At 37.6% G+C, this 22,369-nt stretch carries 19 protein-coding genes and 1 other RNA gene; 7 read left to right on the plus strand and 13 right to left on the minus strand.

Annotation, left to right across the window (positions count from 1 at the left end; all coding sequences use genetic code 11):
• Window positions 1-11: 11 nt before the first annotated feature.
• The 3 genes from recR to dnaX all read right to left on the minus strand — a co-directional run bounded on the left by recR (window position 12) and on the right by dnaX (window position 3,300).
• Complete coding sequence (gene recR, locus ACQV2X_RS02710) at window positions 12-608, minus strand: recombination mediator RecR (protein WP_428873111.1); 597 nt, start codon at window positions 606-608, stop codon at window positions 12-14.
• Window positions 609-635: 27 nt separating this feature from the next.
• Entirely contained in the window at window positions 636-941 is a 306-nt protein-coding gene (locus ACQV2X_RS02715; RefSeq protein WP_428873163.1) for a YbaB/EbfC family nucleoid-associated protein, read from the minus strand.
• Between the two features lie 316 nt (window positions 942-1,257).
• Complete coding sequence (gene dnaX / locus ACQV2X_RS02720) at window positions 1,258-3,300, minus strand: DNA polymerase III subunit gamma/tau (protein ID WP_428873110.1); 2,043 nt, start codon at window positions 3,298-3,300, stop codon at window positions 1,258-1,260.
• Between the two features lie 164 nt (window positions 3,301-3,464).
• On the opposite strand from dnaX, the gene sufC reads away from it, so the two are divergent.
• From sufC to ACQV2X_RS02750, 6 genes are all read left to right on the plus strand, one after another.
• Complete coding sequence (sufC, locus tag ACQV2X_RS02725; RefSeq protein WP_428873109.1) at window positions 3,465-4,232, plus strand: Fe-S cluster assembly ATPase SufC; 768 nt, start codon at window positions 3,465-3,467, stop codon at window positions 4,230-4,232.
• Between the two features lie 8 nt (window positions 4,233-4,240).
• Window positions 4,241-5,410: a SufB/SufD family protein gene (locus ACQV2X_RS02730; RefSeq protein WP_428873108.1), complete on the plus strand. Its 1,170-nt coding sequence runs from the start codon at window positions 4,241-4,243 to the stop codon at window positions 5,408-5,410.
• Window positions 5,394-6,641, plus strand: coding sequence for an aminotransferase class V-fold PLP-dependent enzyme (locus ACQV2X_RS02735; protein ID WP_428894215.1), 1,248 nt, complete (start codon window positions 5,394-5,396; stop codon window positions 6,639-6,641). Before ACQV2X_RS02730 ends, ACQV2X_RS02735 begins: the two co-directional genes overlap by 17 nt.
• The gene (gene sufU / locus ACQV2X_RS02740) at window positions 6,631-7,140 is read left to right on the plus strand and encodes a Fe-S cluster assembly sulfur transfer protein SufU (RefSeq protein ID WP_428873106.1); all 510 of its coding nucleotides are present in this window, start codon (window positions 6,631-6,633) and stop codon (window positions 7,138-7,140) included. Before ACQV2X_RS02735 ends, sufU begins: the two co-directional genes overlap by 11 nt.
• On the plus strand, window positions 7,140-8,534 hold the full coding sequence (sufB, locus tag ACQV2X_RS02745; RefSeq protein ID WP_428873105.1) for a Fe-S cluster assembly protein SufB: 1,395 nt from the start codon (window positions 7,140-7,142) through the stop codon (window positions 8,532-8,534). Before sufU ends, sufB begins: the two co-directional genes overlap by 1 nt.
• Window positions 8,535-8,731: 197 nt before the next feature.
• Window positions 8,732-8,932, plus strand: coding sequence for a cold-shock protein (locus ACQV2X_RS02750; RefSeq protein WP_428892372.1), 201 nt, complete (start codon window positions 8,732-8,734; stop codon window positions 8,930-8,932).
• A 265-nt stretch (window positions 8,933-9,197) separates the two neighbouring features.
• On the opposite strand, the gene ACQV2X_RS02755 is transcribed toward ACQV2X_RS02750, so the two are convergent.
• The 10 genes from ACQV2X_RS02755 to ACQV2X_RS02800 form a co-directional block, all read right to left on the minus strand.
• Complete coding sequence (locus ACQV2X_RS02755) at window positions 9,198-9,932, minus strand: glycerophosphodiester phosphodiesterase (RefSeq protein ID WP_428873103.1); 735 nt, start codon at window positions 9,930-9,932, stop codon at window positions 9,198-9,200.
• Window positions 9,932-11,065, minus strand: coding sequence for an ABC transporter ATP-binding protein (locus tag ACQV2X_RS02760; RefSeq protein ID WP_428873102.1), 1,134 nt, complete (start codon window positions 11,063-11,065; stop codon window positions 9,932-9,934). Before ACQV2X_RS02760 ends, ACQV2X_RS02755 begins: the two co-directional genes overlap by 1 nt.
• A 13-nt stretch (window positions 11,066-11,078) precedes the next feature.
• Window positions 11,079-11,951, minus strand: coding sequence for a carbohydrate ABC transporter permease (locus tag ACQV2X_RS02765; RefSeq protein WP_428894216.1), 873 nt, complete (start codon window positions 11,949-11,951; stop codon window positions 11,079-11,081).
• On the minus strand, window positions 11,951-12,835 hold the full coding sequence (locus tag ACQV2X_RS02770) for a carbohydrate ABC transporter permease (protein ID WP_428892374.1): 885 nt from the start codon (window positions 12,833-12,835) through the stop codon (window positions 11,951-11,953). Before ACQV2X_RS02770 ends, ACQV2X_RS02765 begins: the two co-directional genes overlap by 1 nt.
• Window positions 12,836-12,932: 97 nt before the next feature.
• Window positions 12,933-14,249, minus strand: coding sequence for an ABC transporter substrate-binding protein (locus ACQV2X_RS02775; protein WP_428885080.1), 1,317 nt, complete (start codon window positions 14,247-14,249; stop codon window positions 12,933-12,935).
• A 708-nt stretch (window positions 14,250-14,957) separates the two neighbouring features.
• Window positions 14,958-15,048: signal recognition particle sRNA small type (ffs, locus tag ACQV2X_RS02780), an RNA gene on the minus strand.
• A gap of 117 nt (window positions 15,049-15,165) precedes the next feature.
• Window positions 15,166-15,690, minus strand: coding sequence for a tRNA adenosine(34) deaminase TadA (gene tadA, locus ACQV2X_RS02785; RefSeq protein WP_428873098.1), 525 nt, complete (start codon window positions 15,688-15,690; stop codon window positions 15,166-15,168).
• A gap of 86 nt (window positions 15,691-15,776) precedes the next feature.
• A complete protein-coding gene (locus tag ACQV2X_RS02790; RefSeq protein WP_258437020.1) occupies window positions 15,777-16,127 on the minus strand; it encodes a hypothetical protein in 351 nt (116 codons plus the stop codon).
• Window positions 16,128-16,312: 185 nt separating this feature from the next.
• Window positions 16,313-18,784 carry an ATP-dependent Clp protease ATP-binding subunit gene (locus ACQV2X_RS02795; RefSeq protein ID WP_428873097.1) on the minus strand — a complete coding sequence of 824 codons (2,472 nt, stop codon included), beginning with the start codon at window positions 18,782-18,784 and terminating at the stop codon, window positions 16,313-16,315.
• Window positions 18,785-18,820: 36 nt separating this feature from the next.
• Window positions 18,821-19,291 (minus strand): CtsR family transcriptional regulator, encoded by a 471-nt coding sequence (locus tag ACQV2X_RS02800; RefSeq protein WP_428873096.1) that lies wholly within the window; start codon window positions 19,289-19,291, stop codon window positions 18,821-18,823.
• Between the two features lie 320 nt (window positions 19,292-19,611).
• On the opposite strand from ACQV2X_RS02800, the gene ACQV2X_RS02805 reads away from it, so the two are divergent.
• Entirely contained in the window at window positions 19,612-22,224 is a 2,613-nt protein-coding gene (locus ACQV2X_RS02805) for a vitamin B12-dependent ribonucleotide reductase (protein WP_428894217.1), read from the plus strand.
• The last annotated feature ends 145 nt before the right edge of the window (window positions 22,225-22,369 follow it).

Genomic DNA, 22,369 nt, shown 5'->3' on the forward strand with positions numbered 1-22,369 from the left:
ATACTCCTTTATTATAACTCTCTTCGGCCTTCAATGGCACGAAAGAGGGTCATTTCATCTGCGTATTCGATATCGGATCCCACTGATAATCCATGAGCGAGACGCGTTACTTTTATGCCGGCCGGCTTAATCAACCTTGATAAATAAATGGCTGTCGCTTCACCTTCAGCAGTGGCATTAGTTGCCACAATAACTTCTTTAACTTCTTCATCTTGAAGTCTCTTTATTAGTGAGGCAATATTTAAATCCTCAGGTCCTGTGCCTTCCATAGGCGAGAGTACACCTTGCAGGACGTGATAGCATCCGTGAAATTCTTGCATTTTTTCCATCGACATCACATCACGACTATCTTCAACAACTAAAATAATCGATCGATCTCTTGACGAATCACTACAAATCATACATGGGTCTGTATCAGTAATGTTCCCACAAACCGAACAATATTTAAGATCACGCTTAGCGTTTATCAAGGCCTGAGCAAAGTAAGAAACATCTGCTTCAGACATTTCTAAAACATAAAAAGCTAGACGAGCGGCTGTTTTACTTCCGATACCTGGTAATTTAGTGAAGCTATTTATTAATTTGGCAATGGGTGATGGATAATCCATTCCAACTCCCCCTTTCTTTTCTTACTACTAGAAAGGCAAGTTTAGCCCTTTGGTGAATTGGCCCATTTGATCTTGTGTTGTTTGTTCAACTTCTTGAATCGCATGGTTAATGGTTGCTAAAACTACGTCCTGCAACATTTCGATATCTTCTGGATCAACTAGTTCTGGTTTAATGGTTAATTCTTTGATTTCTTTTTTACCAGTCATAACCACTTTAACTAATTGTTGTGCATCCTCCACCATAAATTCTTTAGCTTCTAGTTCTTTTTGTGTTTTCTCCATCTCTTTTTGCATCTTCTGAACTTGCTTCATCATATTGTTCATATTTGGCATCATTTTGCATCTTCCTTCCATTGTTTCAATATTATTGTAAAATTTGTCTTTTATTTCGACTACGCTTCAATTATAGCATACGGCAATAACTTCTTTCGACTACAAAAGAAGTCTTTTATAATCAAATTAAATAATTCAAATTCACCTCAACTCATACTCCACCTCATACCATTCGTAAAGTATTAATAAACCAAAAGAATCCAAGCGCTTAAACACTTGGATTCTCTATTGACTAACGATCAATTGTAATTCATATTATTTCAGCAGTAAAAGTGATACTTAAAGAATTAATTAAATTCATCACCAACTAATTTTCTTAACGATCATTGTAAATGATAATATTTTCTTCTCCAAAGAGTTCAATGGCTTTTTGGACTGCTGGGTTTTCTTCCTCTAGATTATCCTCTATATCAAAAAATCCCGTTTGCCCATCCGCCGGTTGAATACTTGAACTTTCTCCCTCTTCAATATGGTGAATTTGACTCCGTTGGAATAAAGCTGCTACATCTTCTGCCGGCTCAGGTAATTGAGCTTCAATTGATTCTAACTCTTCATTTTGAGGCCTATTTTTTTCAGTTTGATCAATTTCTGATAAATTATCCTGATTAATGTGACCTGGGGGATTGTCCTGCGAATCTGTCTGATCATTTTGTAGCGAATCAATAGTTCCTTCTGACGGAGTTATACTTTCTTGAACTTTTGATAACTTTTTAGCTAGTTCTATCGGCTTTCTACCATTTTGTTCAAACAAGATTTTGTAATCCCTTCGAATACGAGACCAATCAGCCTGCCACAAATAAGTGAAGTGAATCGCCTTACCTAAACGCTGACTCGCTATATTGTTCACCTGATCCATTAAATGACTATCATGTTGAACAATCGCGCATAAATTTTGGTCTTCGAAGGAAATCAAAGCGCAGTCTGGCCCTGCCGCTAACGGTCTAGTATTATTCAAGCGAACTCTTTGGTTAGGAGCTAGTTCAGCTAAAATAGCTGACCACTCTTTTTTTAAATGGTTAATATCTTCTTTAGTTGCTTGATTCAAAACATTATAAATCGCATGTAAGTCGACCACATAATCTTTTTGAGCAAAATCAGGCTTTTTACGCGGAGTTAATTCCGTTTGATTATTAACTCCTTGAGTAGTACTTTTTTGATTATTTATAAGTTCAGCAAGTAATTTTTTTTGTTTTTCTAGTTCCTCTTGTAACAGTCTAATCTGACTTTCTATCTGTCCAGACATTTGAGGCTCTACTTGCTCTACTTCTTCTCTTAGAAGTAGGTCCTGCCCTAATTGTGCTAATTGAACCGTCATAACTTCTAAATAAACTTCTGGTTGTGTAGAAAAACGCATCTTATTTTGCGCTTGATTCAAAAAGTCAATTAACTGATAAAAGAATGCTGGCTCAACATTTTCTTTCAATGGCTGTAATTCTTGGTCAGTTAGCAGTGTATGGTTCTTAATTGAAAATAAACTTAAAAGGACATCTCTAGCAAATAAAATCAGTTCTTCAATAAATCGCCCAGCCTGTTTTCCCTCTTGTAATTGTTCTTCCAAGATCTGTAAGGCTTCTTCTACTCGTGATTGAGCAAGCGCTTGAATATATTGAACATAAACGGTTTGAGCAAAAGAACCGGATACTAACAAAGCCGTTTCAAGTTCTAGGTGATCTTGCCCATAAGAAAGCGCTTGGTCTAGTAGACTTAGAGCATCCCGCATTCCACCGTTAGCTGCTCGAGCAATAACTTTCAACGCTTCAAGATCATAGTCTTGTTGGTCATGGTCCAAAATATATTGCATCCTTCTAATCAAATCAAGGTCTTTAATCCGTTGAAAGTCAAAGCGCTGAGTTCTTGATAAAATAGTGGCCGGTATTTTATGAGGCTCCGTCGTCGCAAGTATAAAAATTACATTGGCAGGAGGCTCTTCTAATGTTTTTAAGAGTGCATTAAAGGCACCAGTTGTTAACATATGAACCTCATCAATAATATATACTTTATTCTTGGCACGTGTAGGAGCATAGCGAACACGGTCTCTCAGGTCACGAATTTCATCAACTCCGTTATTCGATGCCGCATCAATCTCAATCACATCACTAATCTCTCCTGAAGTAATCCCTTGACAAATAGAACATTCATTACAAGGATTTCCATCCGTTGAATTAGGACAATTGACCGCTTTTGCAAGTATCTTAGCAACAGAAGTTTTACCCGTTCCTCTTGGACCTGAAAAGAGATAGGCGTGGCTTAATTGTTGTTTAGCAATCGCATTCCTCAAAGTTTGGGCGATCATTTCTTGCCCGACTAATTCATCAAAAGATTGCGGTCGCCAAACACGGTATAATGCCTGATAACTCATTATTTATAGCCTCCTCCATTTAGTAAACTTATTATATCGAATTTGTCACCGCTTGGCGAATGCTTTTAAAATCTGCCTAAATAGATACTCTAAAATTCAAGATTTTAATCTTCACAATTTATGGTAGAATATAGCTTGTGAAAATGATTAGAAGGAGCGAGTTTATGTCCACACTAGAAATCAAAAATCTACACGTAGAAATTGAAGATAAAAAAATATTAAAAGGTGTTAATTTAACAATTAACACTAATGAAGTGCATGCTATTATGGGACCAAACGGAACAGGTAAGTCTACTCTTTCACAAGCTATCATGGGGCACCCTGACTATACAGTTACACAAGGTCAGGTTCTACTTGATGGTGTTGACCTCTTAGAAATGGAAGTCGATGAGCGTGCTAGAGCCGGTCTGTTTATGGCCGTTCAATACCCAAGTGAGATTTCAGGTGTTACTAATGCCACTCTTATGCGTGAAGCCATCAACTCACGCCGTAAAGAAGATGATCAGATGCCTATTTTTGAATTCTTAGACAAATTAGATGCAAAAATGGCGCTTTTAGATATGTCTGATGAAATGGTTGAACGTTATGTGAATGAAGGATTCTCAGGGGGCGAAAAAAAACGCAATGAAATCCTTCAAATGTTAATGATCGAACCTCGTTTTGCTCTCTTAGACGAGATTGATTCTGGCTTAGATATTGACGCTTTACAAGTTGTATCCAAAGGCATCAACTCTTTACGTGGTGAAGATTTTGGCGCTTTAATTATTACCCACTATCAACGCCTTTTGAACTATGTTGAGCCAGATTTTGTTCATATTATGATGGATGGACGCATCGTGAAATCAGGTGGATCTGAGTTAGCCCTAGAATTAGAAGCCAAAGGGTATAAAGAGATAGCTCTCGAAAACGGCATTGAATTAAATGAAGAGTAGGTGAAAAGATGACTCAACAATTATTCGCACCAACTGTCAACTGGCTTAAGGATATCTTTGACCAAAGTCAACAAGCATTCGAGAATACAAGACTTCCCACCATCGAACGAGCGAAGATCGAAACCTGGCCTTTATTTGTTGAAGCTCAAAGTAGGCCTTCAGCAGCTGAAAGAAAATTAGCTACTCATCCGGACCTTATCATTGCTGATTGGCAAAGCGCTCAAACTGATCACGAAGAACTTTTAAAAAAGTATTTATTCCAAGCAGTTCCTGCTAATCAAGATAAAGTTTCTGCTTTCCAATTAGCTCATTTAAATCACGGCACCTTGATTTATGTTCCTGATAACTATCAAGGCAATGAAACCTTTGAATGGGAGCAAAATTTCGATGATGGAGCCCATCAATATCTACTACTTGCCGTTGGCAAAAACAGTCAGTTTACTTTTTTTGAAAAACTAAAACAAAATCAAGTGGCTAACCATAGTCAAAGCTACACAGTAGAAATCATCCTCGAAGATGGAGCAAACTTGCATTATATGGCTATTGATCAAACGAAAACCGACCAAGCTAGCTATATTCGTCGCCATGCTTTGGCTAAGAACGACGCTCATATTCAATGGTCAATTGGTTCATTTAATGATGGAGCAACGATTGTCGATTTAGCTTCTAATTTAAAAGGTAAAGGTTCACACGCTCATTTATCCGAAGTGGCTATTTCTAATCAAAACTTTAAACAAATTTTAGACACCAAAATCAGTAATTATGGCAACCATTCCATTGGACACATTAACCAAAGAGGTGTTGCCTTAGACCAAGCAGTCCTGACAATGAATGGTATTGGCAAAATTTTCAAAAATGCTAAAAACGCGGATGCTCAACAAGAAAACCGTTTACTCATGCTCTCTGATCAAGCCCGTGGTGATGCTAACCCCATTCTTTTAATTGATGAATTTGAAGTGACTGCAGGACACGCTGCCTCCGTATCCAAGGTAGATGACAGTCAATTATGGTATTTAATGACTCGTGGAGTAAATCGCACTAAAGCAGAATATCTAGTCATCCGTGGCTTCTTAATGCAAACTTTAAATCAAATTAAAGATCCTGAGAGAAGACAAATGATGATTGATGCTTTAGACCTAAAATTAGAAAGCATAAATTCAGGTGATAGCCTTGACTAGACAAAATCTTTTAAAAGTTCGTCAAGAATTTCCTATACTCGATCAAATCGTTAATGATGAGCCACTTATTTACTTTGATAATGCGGCGACTTCCCAGACCCCTCAATCAGTGGTCGAGGCAATTGTTGCCTATTATCAACAGGATAATGCCAATGTTCACCGTGGCGTACATACCCTAAGTGAGCGCGCTACCCAAGCCTTTGAAAAAGGTCGTGAAAAAATTGCGGCTTTTGTCGGGGCAGAAGCCAGTGCCTGCATCTCATTTAGCTCAGGGACAACCGATAGCATCAACAAAATTGCTCGTGGACTCATCGAACCACGCCTTCAAGATAGAGATATCATACTCACAACGCGCTTAGAGCACCATTCCAACCTAGTGCCTTGGCAAGAAGTATGTAAACGCACCGAAGCTAAGCTCAAATTTATGGACCTAACTGCTGATTATCAAGTGGATGTAGAAGCTTTATCACGTAAGTATAAAGATCAGCCAGTCAAAGCAATTGTTATTCAACACTTTTCAAATGTGTTAGGTGTACAGCAACCCATTCAAGCTCTCAGTCAATGGGCCCACCAACAAGGTGCCCTTTTGATTGTTGATGGCGCTCAAGCCAGTCCACATATTCGTTTACATTTGAAGGAATGGGAAGTTGATGCCTATGCATTCTCAAGCCATAAAATGTATGGTCCGATGGGATTGGGGATCACCTATTTAGCTAAAGAACATCATGAAAGCTGCTTACCGGTTAGCTTCGGTGGTGAGATGATTCACCTAGTAGAGGATACTCAATCCAACTACAAACAAGCTCCATGGAAGTTTGAAGCCGGCACCCAGGCAATCGCTCAAGTGGTTGGGTTGACTCAAGCAATTCAGTGGATTGAAGCTATTGGCTTTGATCAAATTCAAGCCCAAGAGAAATTATTAGGCGATAGACTTTATCAAGGAATGAAAGAGTTAGAGGACGTCGTTCTTTATACTCCTGAATCGGCTAAAAGTCATGGTATTCTTTCTTTTAATATTAAGGGAGTCCATCCGCATGATGCTGCAACAGGTTATGATCAATTAGGGATCGCAGTCCGAGCAGGACACCACTGTGCTCAACCCTTGATGCGTCTGCTAGAAACTCCAGCGACTTTAAGAGCCAGCCTGATGGTTTATAATACCCTTGAAGAAGTCGACCGTTTTATAGAAGCTACCAAAGAAATAAAGGAGTTTTTCACTTATGGCACTTAGTCGATTAGACCAACTCTATCGTACGATTGTACTTGACCATTCTTCAAACCCTCATCATCGAGGGCATTTAGAAAAACCTACCCATCAAATGCAATTACTCAACCCAACTTGTGGTGATGCCATTACTGTGGATATGATTGTTAAAGATAATCAGATTGAACAAATTGCTTTTAATGGTGAAGGTTGCACCATTTCTATTTCCTCAGCCAGTATGATGACCGATTTAATGATTGGTAAAACGGTTGATGAAGCCATCCAATTAGTGCATGACTTCAATCAATTAGTAGGTGGAACAATCGGTAACGATGAAGAAGAAAAAGATGAAGCTGAATTACGCAAACAATTAAAAGATGCAGCTATTTTGGCTGGCGTCAAAAATTTTCCAGCCCGTTATAAATGTGCCATTCTTTCTTGGCGAGCCGTCGAGTACGGACTCGATCAAAACCGCAATGAACAATTGCTCCATCAAGATGGCATTGAAAGAAAGGAAGATGAATAATGTCAGAAGTTCCTGTATTAGGTGAATACGAATACGGTTTTAAAGACGATGCTAAAATCCTCTTTTCGACTGGAAAAGGACTTAATGAGCAAGTCATCCGTACGATTTCAAAAGAAAAAGATGAACCCGAGTGGATGCTTGACTTCCGGTTAAAAGCTTATGAAACTTTCCGCAATAAAAAAGTCTCTACCTGGGGCGTTGATTTATCTGATTTAAATTTCGACGATTATATCTACTATCTAAAAGCAACCGACCAACCTGTTCGTACATGGGATGAGGTGCCAGACAAAATTAAAGAAACTTTTGAACGTCTAGGTGTGCCAGAAGCCGAACGGGCTTTCTTAGCTGGAACCAGTGTTCAGTATGAATCAGAAACCGTATATTCGCGAATGAAAGACGAAGTGGATAAATTAGGCATAATCTTTACCGATACCGACTCTGCTTTAAAAGACCATCCCGAACTTTTTAGAGAACATTTTGCCTCAGTCATTCATCCCAATGAAAACTTTCAAACAGCCTTAAACTCAGCTTGTTGGAGTGGTGGATCTTTTATCTATATTCCTAAAGGCGTTAAAGTTGATATGCCGCTACAAGCCTATTTCCGTTTAAACAATTCGAGTGTGGCACAATTTGAACGCACCTTAATTATTGTTGATGAAGGGGCGAGCGTGCATTATGTGGAAGGCTGTACTGCTCCAACTTATTCCGCTACTTCGATGCATACTGGGGTGGTGGAAATCGTAGTTAAGAAAAATGCTACTTGCCGGTATACGACCATCCAAAACTGGTCCAATAATGTCTACAACCTAGTAACACAGCGTGGAACAGTTGCTGAGGGTGGTACCTTGGAATGGGTAGATGGTAACTTAGGCTCTTATAAAACGATGAAGTACCCTTCCTGTCGCTTAAATGGCGAGGGAGCTAGAGGAACTGTCTTATCCATTGCCTTTGCCGGTGAAGGACAACATCAACATTCTGGAGCTAAAATCTATCACAATGCTCCAAACACTTCCTCAACCATTGTTTCCAAATCGATTGCTAAAGATGGGGGAAATGTCGATTATATGGGGCAGTTGTACTTTGGCCCTGAAGCAGATGGGGCTAAATCCCACGTAGAGTGTGACACCATTATCATGGATGACAAATCAAAATCAGATACCATTCCTTTTAATGAAGTCCATAATTCTAATGTCTCATTAGAACATGAAGCGAAAGTGTCGCGTATTTCTGAAGAACAGCTCTTTTACTTAATGAGTCGTGGTATTAGCGAAGAAAAAGCGACTGAAATGATCATCATGGGCTTTGTCGAACCTTTTGCCAAGGAATTGCCATTGGAATATGCTGTCGAGTTGAATCGTCTGATTGCTTATGAGATGGAAGGTAGCGTGGGTTAAATCTCTATTAAATGATTTAAATTGTTATTTATTTTAAAATAAGTGTTGACAATTCATCCAATAAGGAACATACTGTGTCTTGTAATAAAGAAATAAGTTCATTAAGACATTTTCATTCAACCATGTAAAATCTTCTTTTTAATTATTTAGTTATTGCAATACAAAGTGCTTAAGAGGCACACAGGAGGATTTACATTATGAACACAGGTACAGTAAAATGGTTTAATGCAGATAAAGGTTTTGGATTTATCGAAGGTCAGGATGGAAATGACGTATTCGCACATTTCTCTAACATCCAAGGTGACGGCTTTAAATCCTTAGACGAAGGTCAAACAGTAACATATGACATAGAAGCTGGCCCACGTGGCAACCAAGCTACTAATATTGTTAAACTATAATTAACCTTATCAAAGGCATCCTTTAGTGGATGTCCCAGATTGAAGACAAACCCTGCTTGAGTTAATCTCAAATAAGGGTTTGTCTTTGTTTGGCTCTATGTCAAATAGGGTTGATGGAAGAAAAATTCTTCCTTCAACCCTATTTATTATAGAACCATTATTATACATAAAAAAGCCCTCTAAACCACTAAGAAATAGTGATTTAGAGGGCTTTGTCTACAGTCTGATTCCTTCTGTTTACCCAGAAGGAATTTTTTGCTAGAACTTAAATTAATTCTAAAGCTCTCTCAACATAGTTGGTTATAATGCGATCCACACCTGCATCAATCATCATCTGGATATGATCAGCTTCATTGACTGTGTAAGTGTTAATTTCGACTCCCTGACGATGACATTCTTCAATATCTTCTAAGTCTAAAGTCACAAAAGCAGGATGATAATGACCGACACCATGTTCCTTACAATATTTACCAGGGTTTAATTGACCCGACGCCGTTAAAAAGCCGTATTCAATTTTACTATCCCCTGCTAGGCGCATAAAATCACGCACACTGTGGTGATTAAAAGATGAAATCAAAACACGATCTTCTAATTTAAATTCCCTGATTAATTCTAAAACTTTAGCATTAAGACCCTCATAGCGAAAAATGTTAGTTTTCAACTCGATATTAACTTTAATATCTAGAGGCTGCATCCATTCAAAAAATTCGCGCAAAGTCGGAATTTGAATGTCTCTTGCGGACTTAACTTGTGTTTCTTTGAAGTTAGCATAATAGTTATACTGACGTAATTCAATTAAGGTCATATCTTTTACATAGCCACTACCTGTTGAAGTGCGATCAATCGCTTCATCATGAATGATGACTACCTCTTGGTCTTTGGTTAAATGGACATCTAACTCAATGCCTTCAATCGGAAATTTTGCCGCTTCTTTGAAAGCTAACATGGTGTTTTCAGGATATATTCCAGAATAACCGCGATGTGCAATAATTTTTACCATTATTTATCAAAATCCTCTCCCACTATTCGATTGAGTATCGACGCTTCTGTTTTCTGATCAAACAACATGATTTTATTCAAGTCCAACTGAACTTGAACTTCTTCGCCAATTTTAACAGGACGTGCCGGTGAAAAACGAGCCACCAACTCCCGACTAGAAGTAGGATGATCAAAATAAACAAAAGTGTCAGAGCCTACTTGCTCAACATTTTTAGCGATAACATTCAAACCTGAGGTGTTTAAACCCTCGGCCTTATGGTGCATGTCCTCCGGGCGAATGCCAATATAAACTTCCTGGTCTTCTACTTCAACAAGCAACTGATCTTTAACTTCTTCAGCGAGCTCAAACGATTGATCAGCAATTTTAAGGTTTACTTTCCCATCTTTAATGACTAATCTACCATTGAACATATTAATCATGGGTGACCCAATAAATTCAGCAACAAACTTATTACATGGATTATAATACAAATTGGCCGGTGTGTCATATTGTTCGATACTTCCAGCATTCATCACAGCTATTCGCGTTCCCATTGTCATGGCTTCTGTTTGGTCATGGGTAACATAAACAAAGGTCGTTCCTAATTCACGATGCAACTGGGTAATTTCAGACCGCATCGATACCCGTAATTTAGCGTCTAAGTTGGATAGAGGCTCATCTAATAGAAAAACCTTAGGATTTCGCACCATAGCTCGACCTAAAGCCACTCTTTGACGTTGTCCCCCTGATAAAGCGCCTGGTTTCTTGTCAAGTAGTTCCGTTAACTGAAGCGCTTTAGCAACTTGCTCTACGCGTAATTGACGATCCTTTTTACTGATTCCATTCATCTTCATTGAAAATCCCATATTATCACGAACATTCATATGTGGATAAAGCGCGTAAGATTGGAAAACCATGGCAATGTCACGATCTTTTGGCTGTAAGTTATTAACCCTTAAATCACCAATCCAGAGTTCTCCTTCTGAAATACTCTCTAAACCAGCAATCATACGTAAAGTTGTTGACTTGCCACAGCCAGAAGGACCTACTAATACGATGAACTCTTTATCTTCAATTTCCAAATCAATATTTTTGACTGCTTTAAAGCCATCATCATAGATTTTAGCAACTTTTCTTAAACTTAATTTCGCCATAAATATTCTCTCCTTATCCTTTCACTGCTCCGGCCGTAAGTCCCTTTACCATATTCCTTGATCCAACAATAAAAATAAGCAGACTTGGAACCATACAGATCATAACCCCTGCTACCATTAAAACCAGTGACTGTGAATCCACCGAATTCAGCATGCTAATACCTATCTGAACGGTACGATTCTGATCATTATTTGTCACTAGTAAAGGCCACATATACATATTCCATCCCGATAAGAATGATTGAACAGACATAGCTCCTAAGGTTGGTTTAATCAAAGGCATCAAAATGGTTAAAACAAATCTGAAATCTGTACAACCATCTACCTTAGCAGCTTCATACACTTCATAAGGAAAGCTCTGCAAGGCTTGAACGCATAAGAAGATATTAAAGGCTGAAATAATAAAGGGTATGATTAACACGTAGAGGGAATCATTCCAACCCCAAAATGAAATCATTAAGAATTGCGAAATAATAACGGCTTCGCCTGGAATCATCATTGTCGATAGGATCAATGCATATAACAGCCCTTTACCTTTGAAGTTCAAAAAGCGAAAGGCGAAAGCAGCTAAGACAGAAGTTATTAACTGACTAAGAGTGATGGCTACTGCAACAATCATTGAATTTCTTATATAAATTCCTATCGGTGCTATTTTAAAAACATCAAGAAAGTTAGTTAATGTAGGATTTTTAGGAAACCAAACACTTTCTGGATCGTATAACTCTCCAGAAGGTTTAACGGACATCATTAGCCCGTACAATAAAGGCGAAAGAACAATCAATAACATAACTATATTTAAAAGCAATCGTACAATATTCCATACAGTGATTGATTCGCGTCTTTTTTTAATTTTATTGTCCTTATTTTCTTTAATAAGTTCTGCCATTATGCACTCTCCTTTCCACGGATTTTAAACATGATAATGGTCAAGATCATAACGATTAAAAATAAAACAACTGACTCGGCTGAAGCATAGCCATAGCGATAATTCATAAAGGCATTTCGATAAATATCATAAACAATCACATTCGTTGCTTGACCTGGCCCACCCTTGGTTAAAATATTTATCTGTCCAAACCCTTGGAAAGCGTTAATAACGTTGGTTACAACCACGAAAAAAAGGGTTGGCTTCAATGATGGAATGGTTATATAAATAAATTTCTTAATCCCGTTTGCCCCATCAATCGAAGCTGATTCATAAAGAGAATCGTCAATGCTGGCTAAGCCAGATGAGAAATACAAAAAATTCATCCCTGAATTCAACCAGCCGGTCAAAATACCCACAACTAATAAGGCACTGCTTGGTTGAGAGAGATAATTAATATAAGTTCCCAAAATCCGGTTCACAATCCCAACCGTTGGATTTAACATCACTTGAAAAATCATGGCCATTCCAGCAGACGCAATTGCCATTGGCATAGCGTATGAAGTTGAAAAAATTTTAATTCCTGGGAATGTTTTTTGACATAAAAGTGCTGTAATAAAGCCTAATACAACGCCTACAAAAACAACTATAACAACAAATTTAAAAGATACTAAAACACTGTTCCAAAAGCTTTCACTTGCAAAAAGTTCTGTATAATTCCCCAAACCAAGATATTCTGCATTTTGTCCTAAATTATTGGTCAAAAATAAACTCCGATAAATGGTCTGAAAAAATGGCCAGAACATAAATACAGATAAGATTGTCATCGCTGGGAGTAAATAGCCATATCCTTTTACTTTTTCCCAAGTACTTCTCTTTGGCTCGATGATTACAATTTCTTCCATCTTTCCACCTCTTCCCATCAAAAACCTTCCACATAAAAAATCGAGAGAACACCAATAATGAAGCTCCCTCGATTATCTATACATTTAATTCATTAAATTATTGGTTGGCTTGATTGTAGTTTTCAATCGCTTTATTGATTTGATCTGCCATAGCTTGTGCAGCTGATTTAGGATCTGTTTCACCATTAATAACTTTTTCAAGTTCATTTTCAAAAACTTGACGCGCTTCTTGAGCAACACCTGCTAAAGCCCCTTGATCATCTGCGGTCGAATCATGCAGCTGATCAATCGCTGTTTGGAATTGCGGGAATGCTTCTAAATTGTCTTTAAAGTTTTGCTCCTCGTGGGCCGCTAGGTTAACTGGGAAATATCCTGTATCAACATTCCATTGTGCTTGTGAGGCAGGAGATACTAAGAATTGAATAAAGTCCCAAGCTGCATCTTTTTTAGCCTCATCATCTGATTCAATCATCCAAAGAGAAGCGCCTCCAATGGATACGCCACCCTTATCTTCTGAGTCGATACCAGGATAATAAGCCGTACCAATTTCAAAACGCCCATCTACTTCAGTTAACAATTGACGTAAACTTGCAGTGGAACCAAAAGTAATAGCTGATTGCCCTGCAATAAATTCTGGATGTCCACCCTCACGACCTACGTTAGGCATAACACCCGCATCCACACCTTTTTTCCACATGGTTAAAATCTTTTCCATACCTCCATTTTCAATAAAGGCCACTGATTCAGGTGCTCCATCGCGTCCGTTAGCATGGTCAAAGATTTCTTTTTCCATTTTGTTAAACCATTGATCAATCCACCAACCATAGATTCCGATAGATGCTGGCATAGCGGCACCAGCTTCTTGTAATTTGGGTCCAATTTCAATTAAGTCTTCTAAGGTTGTTGGAACTTCTACGCCAGCTTTATCAAAAATATCTTTATTATAGTACATTAAAGGGGTCGAATTATTAAAAGGCATCGAGTGTAATCGATCCTCAATAGTGAAATAAGCCAATAAATTAGGCTCCAATAAATCTAAATCAAAATCTGTCTTATCTACATAATCTTGAATTGGAACCGTTAAACCTGAATCAATCATAAAGGTTGTTCCAACTTCAAATACTTGAACCACATCTGCACCCACTTCTGATCCTGAAGCAGAAGAACGTAATTTGGTTAATGTTTCGTCATAAGACCCTTGATACTGTGCATCAACTTCCACCGCATCTTGAGATTCATTATATTGATCTACTAGTTTTTGTAAAGCTTCTCCAACAGAGCCACCCATTCCATGCCAGAATGATAATTTAACTGGCTCTGCAGCTTGAACAGTTTGACTTAAAGGTAATACACTCGCTACTGACATTGAAGCTGATAGTAATCCCACCATCAATTTCTTAATTACTTTTTTCATGGTGCTTCCTCCTTTGTTATCGATCCTTTTAAAGTGACCGTTGACAAAAATATAGCATGCTAGTATTAACTTTAAGTAAATTCATTGTAAATATTTTGTAAATTTACATGTAATTTTTTTCAGAAAATAAAAAAACACCTTTATAAGGTGGAAAATTACATTAAATCAAAAACGATTTTCAAGGCGCCTATAATACTAAATATACTAAAGGTAATTTCCCCCCATGCACCCATGTAGGTATGTCGCTTAGTTTCTTATGCAAAATACCCCTACAAACATTCGATATATCTTTATATTGATTAGCAAATTAATAAGTATTTATTTATATATACTTAATATCATCAACCTTTGCAACAAGTTTAAACTATATAATAATCTATTTTTTAATCAACATTAACTATATTATTAGCTTGTCTCTTAAAAGTAAAAAAACACTCACCATGGTATGTAATCTCAATTATATAATCTTCTAGGAGTACTCTCTTTTAGATATAGATCCCCTCAGAAGCTTATAAAATAGACGATCAAGACAAAAAGTCGCATGAGTCACTTTCACACATTTACAACAATGTGACAGCGCTTAGATTATGTGTTGTTATGATAGCTTTTGATGACCTCATAAAAATATTCAAGAATATAAGAAGTTATCTTTTTGCTACCCTTTAAGTTTAAAAAATACTATAAAAGCCTATCTAATAAGGAAATTAAACAAAATAAAATAGGCACATGACTTCATCACTTATAGCTGCTACCTTCCGGTCCTGACTCGGTTCGTGAATCCATCATTGCCTTTTTATAGTATAGCATGAATGGCTCCTTTTGTAAAATTCATGTTTTAGAGCTAAGGTTCATCTCTTGCCTGTGTATAAAGTTGTGCATAAGTCGTCTTTTGCACAACTTTTCTGTGGATATCCTCCTATTTCGCCTTGTCTTTCTTCTTTGCTTTTTTCTTCTGTCGCAGTTGTCTAAAGAAATTAGACATCATCTGGCTACATTCTTCTTTTAAAACCCCCTCAATAACTTCCACTTGATGATTAAAGCGTTCCTCTTGTAATAAATTCATTAAGCTGCCACTGCAACCCCCTTTAGGATCTCTGGTAGCAAAAATTACTTGTTCAAGTCTCGCTAACACAGATGCTCCAGCACACATTGGACAAGGTTCTAAAGTTACATACAACTTAGCCCCTTGAAGCCGCCATGCTTGTAGCCTTTCATTAGCTTGATTTATCGCTAATATTTCAGCGTGACCTGTAGCTTGGTGCTGACTTTCTCTAACATTAAAGCCTCTTCCAATTATTTCATCATTGTATACAACGACAGCTCCAATCGGCACCTCACCAATTGCTTCAGCTTTTTTTGCTTCCTTAATTGCTTCAAGCATCCATTTTTTATGCTGGACCTGTTGATTTGAATCCAACTCTTTAAATAATAAATTCTCCATTCACTGACTCCTATTTAAATAAAAGTATTTCAAATTAAAAAGCAACCTCCATCTATAGGTTGCTTTTGACTATATATCTGTAATTATTAAAACAGATTATGCATTTTTTCACCAGCATCATCAGCTAGTTCTTTAGCACGGTTAATAATCTGAATAAAACCTTCACTCATTTGAGACTGAGTGGCCTTAGTCTTATTAGCAATACCTACTAAAGTATTTACTTCTTCATCAGAAAGGTCATTTACGATATTCACTAAATGATCGGAGCCTTTTAATTGATGCTTAACATAAGCTTTGACTTTCTCACGGTTAATCATGCCTCTTACACGTTCATTAGCATCATCATCTAAATATGCATAAAGAATAACGCCTGTAACGGCTGCAACAATTGCTGTACCAGCGATGATATTGGTCAATCTGTTCTTTTTATTTAACATAATATATTCCACCTCTTTATTAATTTCTTTTTACTTCATATAAACCTTATCACTAAACGTACAAAATAGATAGTAAAATGCTTTCAGCTTTTGATAGACTATCAATTATTATAATCAAAAAATAGTAGCTGAATAAGCTAGGCTTACTCGGCTACTATTCTAGATAAGATCATCGATTTTTCCAGCTATTTTGATCGGTTGTTAATCCGAATGGATCCTGAGCGACCACCAATTGTTATTTTATCTCCTAAAGCAATATCTCCATTCAAGAGCATCTCACTTAATTCATCTTCAATTTGTTTTTGAATAGCTCGGCGGATTGGACGCGCTCCATATTCTGGATCAAATCCTGCTTCCGCTATAATATCGATTGCTGTATCAGTTATACGCGCATTAATTTCTAATTCATCTAATCGTTTAACAATCTCATTGGTTTGAAGTTTAACAATTTCTTTAATATGTTCTTTATCCAATGAGTGAAAGACAATCGTTTCGTCGATACGGTTTAAAAATTCTGGACGGAAAGCACGTTTTAACTCTTCTAAGATACGCTTTTCCATCGCTTTAAAGTCATCAGCAAAGCTAACCGCGCTGAAGCCAACTGACTTCTCGTCGCGAAGAGCAGTAGCACCGATATTAGATGTCATGATAATAATTGTATTTCTAAAGTCGACCCGACGACCCTTACCATCTGTTAAATGACCGTCATCAAAAACCTGTAATAAGATATTAAAGACATCTGGATGCGCCTTCTCAATTTCATCTAGTAGAATCACTGAATATGGTTTTTGGCGAACTTTTTCAGTTAATTGTCCAGACTCGTCATAACCGACATATCCTGGAGGAGAACCGACTAAACGAGAAACGGCGTGTTTTTCCATATACTCAGACATATCAACACGAATCATATTATCTTGTGAACCAAACATGGAGTTAGCTAAGGTTTTGGCTAATTCTGTTTTTCCAACACCCGTCGGTCCTAAGAATAAGAAGGAGCCAATTGGTCTTTGTGGACTCTTCAAGCCTGAACGAGCACGCCGAATAGCACGCGCTACTGAAGAAACGGCTGAATCTTGTCCTATTACGCGTTCATGCAACTCAGCTTCTAAATGAACTAAACGTTTAGCTTCCGCTACATCCATTTGATAGATTGGCACACCTGTTGCCAGTGCTGTTACTTCAGCTACATGTTCAGCGGTTACTTTTGGATAACTTAATTCTTTTTGTTCATTTTTTTTCTTGGCTTTTTTGTTAGCCTTCTCAATAACTTTTTCTAAATCTTGCTCTTCTTTTCGAATATCGGCAGCTAATTCAAAATTGCGGTCGAGAATGGCTTGTTCTTTACGATTCGCTAGGTTTTTTTGTTGCAATTCTAGCTCTGCTAAATTATCAGTTTGCTTGCCTTCTTCGATTCTTACTTTAGCCGATGCTTCATCGATTAAATCAACCGCCTTATCAGGCAACTTACGCTCATTCATATAGCGTGAGGACAATTTGACTGCCGCTTCAATCGCTTCGTCACTTATCTCCACATGATGATGCTGTTCATATTTAGACCTTAGTCCAGTTATAATTTGAATAGACTCAGCTTGAGAAGGCTCTTCAATCACAATTTTAGAAAAACGACGTTCTAAGGCAGAGTCTTTTTCAATATGCTTTTGATATTCATCGAAGGTTGTAGCTCCCACTGTTTGAATTTCTCCCCTTGCTAAAGCCGGTTTAAGAATGTTGGCAGCATCAATTGCTCCTTCGGCTCCTCCAGCTCCAATAAGTGTGTGGAGTTCATCTATAAAGAGAATTACTTTACCATCTTGAGATATTTCTTCGATTATCTTCTTCATTCGTTCTTCAAATTCGCCTCGATATTTAGTTCCTGCAACTAAAGCAGCTGTATCTAACATCATTAGACGTTTCTCAGCAATTTCACTTGGTACTTTCCCTGTCACCATTGCTTGAGCCAGCCCTTCAGCAATCGCTGTTTTTCCAACGCCCGGTTCTCCTACAAGAACAGGGTTGTTTTTCGTTCTGCGAGAAATAATTTGAATCATACGACGAATTTCTTTTTCGCGACCGATAACCGGATCTAATTTACCTTCGCGTGCCAATTGTGTTAGATCTCTTGAAACTCCATCCAAAGTAGCAGTATTAGATTGAGTATTCGTGTTTTGTTGACGTCGCCCTCTTTTACTTTGACTATCTGAACGCTTCTGCTGATTAATTCCAATTTCCTCGAATATTCCTTTACGTAATTCTGCCAGATTAATTCCTATATTTTTCAATAATACCGTAGCGAGTATTTCTTCTTTCAGTAAGCCTAAAAGTAAATGCTCTGTCCCTACTTTTGGAGCGCCAAGACGTTTAGCATCACTAGAGGCATTCATTATTACTTTTTTGGCGCGTGGGGAATAAGGAATGACCACTTCACCACGTCTACCTGCTTTTAAGCTTTTTCCATGAATCATTTCTAATTCATCTACAAGCACAGCATATTCTGCCCCATAATCTCTTAAGACTTTACCGGCAATTCCATTTTCTTCACGAGCTAATCCTAACAAAATATGTTCCGTACCAACTGCTTGATGGTGGAAAACATAGGCATGCTCGGCTGCAAACATCATGGCCTGGCGTGCACTTTCTGTAAATAATTCTTCAAACATTTATTTCACCTCTATTTAATAATCCTCGACTGAGAGCTAACTAGTTAATTCATAGCGTAATTGATGGAGAAAAGTTTTTAACAACATGGCTCGAGCCACTTGATCTTGATTTGAAATCGCATGAAGGACAGATTTTTCAATCACTGATAAAATAAGTCTTCCTTCCCTTTGTGTGATTATTTCTCTTTCAATCAACGTTTCAATAATATTCACACCATTTCGATATGAAATTTGATTGCCAATTAATTCTAACATTGAAGCAACTTCATCTGCATCCGAGGTCAATTGAGTTTTTAAAATACGGATATAACCGCCGCCCCCTCGTTTACTTTCAACCAGATAACCATGCTCTTGAGTAAATCGTGTATTAATAACATAGTTGATCTGTGAAGGGACACAGTCAAATTGATCAGCAATATCGCTGCGCTTTATCTCTACATGTTCTGCGTTTTGCAAGAAGGATTTAAGATAAGCTTCAATTATATCGGACATATTTTTTCTGGACAAATTCAACCCTCCTTCAAGCTAATTTTGTTTAACATTGACTTTCTTTGACCATTATACACAATCTTTTTATTTTTGAAAAGCTATTTGTTTGGACTTGTCTCTTAATCACGATTAAGTAGTCATAGGTATAATTTCATTCAATGTTTGTGTTTTTAAGATTGAAATTTTGTTTTTTAGCAAGTATACTAAACTACAGAACTTAATAAACACAATATATTGGGCTTTATTTTATCTTTATATCCTATATATTGTGTTTCTTGCTATGTTTGTTAGAATATTCAAAATGTATCAAAGATCTTAATAGAGAGGCTGAACTGATTATGGAAACGAATACTTTAATTCCAAAGACTGTCGAATGGAACCGTCAAGATCTTAATGAGGCTATCAAACATTTCCCTCAAGTAACTCCTGTTACATCGGAAATGAAAATCACTCACTCTGGTGTCTCACGAATGGTTATGTTAGACAGGTATTCTTTTAAAGACACCGCTAAGAAAACTCTAAAAGCTGGCGATTTAGTAGTCTTAACTGTAAAGCCTGATCCATCCTATCCTGCAAGAGGTATTGGTATTGTGCAAGAACTTGATTGGGAAAAAGGTCAAGCTCTTGTTTTATTAGAAGAAGAATACCGTGGTAATCTTGAAAACGAAAAAGAGCGCCTTAGTGGCTTAATCTTGCGAAGCATTGACAGTTTAGATAAGCCTTTAGAAATATATTATGAACAAATCGCCCACCGTAATGCAGTCGGTTTAGCTGAAATTGAAAGTACAAAAGAAAAACAAGAAAGCTCTTTTGAAGCTTTTTATACTCAGCTTTCTAATTTAAACTTTGTCCCAGCTGGTCGTGTCCTATATGGAGCAGGCTCACAAACGGATGTTACTTATTTTAATTGCTACGTTATGCCGTTTGTCCCTGATTCTCGCGAGGGAATCGCTGAACACCGCAAAGAAGTAATGGAAATCATGTCGCGCGGTGGCGGTGTAGGAACTAACGGCTCCACTCTAAGACCTCGAAATACTCTGGCAAGAGGAGTAAACGGTAAGTCCTCGGGTTCTGTTTCTTGGTTAAACGATATTGCTCAATTAACTCACCTTGTTGAGCAAGGTGGCTCGCGCCGGGGTGCACAAATGATTATGTTAGCAGATTGGCATCCAGATATTATTGAATTTATCATTTCTAAAATGCAAAACCCCCGCGTTCTACGTTATTTAATTGAACAAACAGAAGATGAATTAATTCAAAAGCTAGCACAGGAAAAACTTAAATTTGTTCCACTCACTCCTAATGACCAAGTAATGCATGAAACAATTGCTTCCTATCAAAATAAAGAGGATTTTGGTGGCTTTAATGTAGATATCATTGAGCATTCTAGAGCTGTTTTACGTGATAAGGGTGCTTATGAAGTCCACAATGAAGACTTTTTAACAGGAGCAAATATCTCAGTAACTATCACTTCGGAATTTATGGAAGCGGTAGAGCAAAACCTAGATTGGGACTTACGTTTCCCTGATGTCGAACATTATAATAAAGAAGAAATGCATGCTTATAATACTCAATGGCATCAAGTAGGAGATGTACGTGATTGGGAAGAGATGGGTTATGCAGTCAGAACATACCGAAGTATTCCCGCTCGTGAACTATGGAAATTGATTAATATTTGTGCCACCTATTCAGCAGAGCCTGGTATTTTCTTTATTGATAATGCTAATAAGGATACCAATGCTAAAGCCTATGGCCAAAAAGTCGTAGCCACTAACCCTTGTGGTGAGCAACCTTTAGCTCCATATTCTGTATGTAATTTAGCAGCTATAAACTTAGCAAATATGGCTAATAAAGATGAACACACGGTTAATTTTGAAAAATTGAAAGAAACGGTTCGTGTTGGTGTGCGTATGCAAGATAACGTTATCGATGCTACCCCTTATTTCTTAGCAGCCAATCGTCATCAAGCTTTAGGAGAGCGCCGAATCGGTTTAGGTGTTATGGGTCTAGCTGACTTATTGATCTATACTAATCAACGTTATGGTTCTGCTTCAGGTAATCAATTGATTGATAAAGTCTTCCAAACGATTGCGATCACTGCTTATGAAACTTCGATTGAATTAGCCAAAGAAAAGGGAAGTTTCCCCTTCCTAATAGGTTCAACCGATGAAGAAACGAAACAATTGCGTCAAAACTTTATTTCAACAGGTTATATGCAGAAATTACCTAAGCACATTCATCAGGGTATTTTAGAACATGGCATTAGAAACTCTCACTTACTAACAGTCGCTCCTACTGGATCAACCGGTACGATGGTTGGAGTAGCTACGGGTCTTGAGCCTTATTTTGCCTTTAAATATTATCGCTCCGGACGTTTAGGTAAGTTTATTGAAGTAAACGCTGGAATTGTTCAAGAATATTTAGAGCGTCATCCAGAAGCAGATGCTGATCACTTACCAGAAACTTTTGTTTCAGCCATGGAATTAAAGCCAGAAGAACACGTCGATGTTCAAACAACTATCCAGCGATGGGTAGACTCATCCATCTCTAAAACAGTGAATGCCCCCAAAGGTTATACTGTTCAACAAGTCGAAGAAATATATGAACGTTTATACAGTGGGGGAGCTAAAGGCGGAACCGTTTATGTTGATGGTTCAAGAGATTCTCAAGTTCTTACTCTCAAAGCAGAGGAAAATGAAAAAGATCAAAATATTGCTCTTTTTGAGGTTGAAGATCAAGAAATACGTGTTGTCGATGAAGTTGAAGAATTGCGTCAGTTAGTTGATTTAGCTGAGAAAGATCATTATACCCAAAGCGGTCATACTGATGATGTGGTCTACGGTTCAGAAGTAGGAGATACTTGTCCAATTTGTCGTAAAGGAATCGTTGAAGATATTGGGGGTTGTAACACTTGTACAAATTGTAATGCTCAGTTACGATGTGGTCTCTAAGTATTTAAATTTGCTTGCACAAATGTAATCTCTAATTGATAAACCTTATCTTAATCTTGAGATAAGGTTTATCAATTTCTCTTTTAATCGACCCCCCAATCTTATTTTGTGAGTTTTTCACTTATCTATGTTATATTAAAGAAAA

The organism is Facklamia sp. P12945, from assembly GCF_050409485.1.
Classification (GTDB): domain Bacteria; phylum Bacillota; class Bacilli; order Lactobacillales; family Aerococcaceae; genus Facklamia.

What these genes read in the sequence shown, in the direction of transcription:
- recR (WP_428873111.1), bottom strand. Translation starts at nt 608, where the DNA reads ATGGATTATCCATCACCCATTGCCAAATTAATAAATAGCTTCACTAAA.
- ACQV2X_RS02715 (WP_428873163.1), bottom strand. Translation starts at nt 941, where the DNA reads ATGCCAAATATGAACAATATGATGAAGCAAGTTCAGAAGATGCAAAAA.
- dnaX (WP_428873110.1), bottom strand. Translation starts at nt 3,300, where the DNA reads ATGAGTTATCAGGCATTATACCGTGTTTGGCGACCGCAATCTTTTGAT.
- sufC (WP_428873109.1), top strand. Translation starts at nt 3,465, where the DNA reads ATGTCCACACTAGAAATCAAAAATCTACACGTAGAAATTGAAGATAAA.
- ACQV2X_RS02730 (WP_428873108.1), top strand. Translation starts at nt 4,241, where the DNA reads ATGACTCAACAATTATTCGCACCAACTGTCAACTGGCTTAAGGATATC.
- sufU (WP_428873106.1), top strand. Translation starts at nt 6,631, where the DNA reads ATGGCACTTAGTCGATTAGACCAACTCTATCGTACGATTGTACTTGAC.
- sufB (WP_428873105.1), top strand. Translation starts at nt 7,140, where the DNA reads ATGTCAGAAGTTCCTGTATTAGGTGAATACGAATACGGTTTTAAAGAC.
- ACQV2X_RS02750 (WP_428892372.1), top strand. Translation starts at nt 8,732, where the DNA reads ATGAACACAGGTACAGTAAAATGGTTTAATGCAGATAAAGGTTTTGGA.
- ACQV2X_RS02755 (WP_428873103.1), bottom strand. Translation starts at nt 9,932, where the DNA reads ATGGTAAAAATTATTGCACATCGCGGTTATTCTGGAATATATCCTGAA.
- ACQV2X_RS02760 (WP_428873102.1), bottom strand. Translation starts at nt 11,065, where the DNA reads ATGGCGAAATTAAGTTTAAGAAAAGTTGCTAAAATCTATGATGATGGC.
- ACQV2X_RS02765 (WP_428894216.1), bottom strand. Translation starts at nt 11,951, where the DNA reads ATGGCAGAACTTATTAAAGAAAATAAGGACAATAAAATTAAAAAAAGA.
- ACQV2X_RS02770 (WP_428892374.1), bottom strand. Translation starts at nt 12,835, where the DNA reads ATGGAAGAAATTGTAATCATCGAGCCAAAGAGAAGTACTTGGGAAAAA.
- ACQV2X_RS02775 (WP_428885080.1), bottom strand. Translation starts at nt 14,249, where the DNA reads ATGAAAAAAGTAATTAAGAAATTGATGGTGGGATTACTATCAGCTTCA.
- tadA (WP_428873098.1), bottom strand. Translation starts at nt 15,690, where the DNA reads ATGGAGAATTTATTATTTAAAGAGTTGGATTCAAATCAACAGGTCCAG.
- ACQV2X_RS02790 (WP_258437020.1), bottom strand. Translation starts at nt 16,127, where the DNA reads ATGTTAAATAAAAAGAACAGATTGACCAATATCATCGCTGGTACAGCA.
- ACQV2X_RS02795 (WP_428873097.1), bottom strand. Translation starts at nt 18,784, where the DNA reads ATGTTTGAAGAATTATTTACAGAAAGTGCACGCCAGGCCATGATGTTT.
- ACQV2X_RS02805 (WP_428894217.1), top strand. Translation starts at nt 19,612, where the DNA reads ATGGAAACGAATACTTTAATTCCAAAGACTGTCGAATGGAACCGTCAA.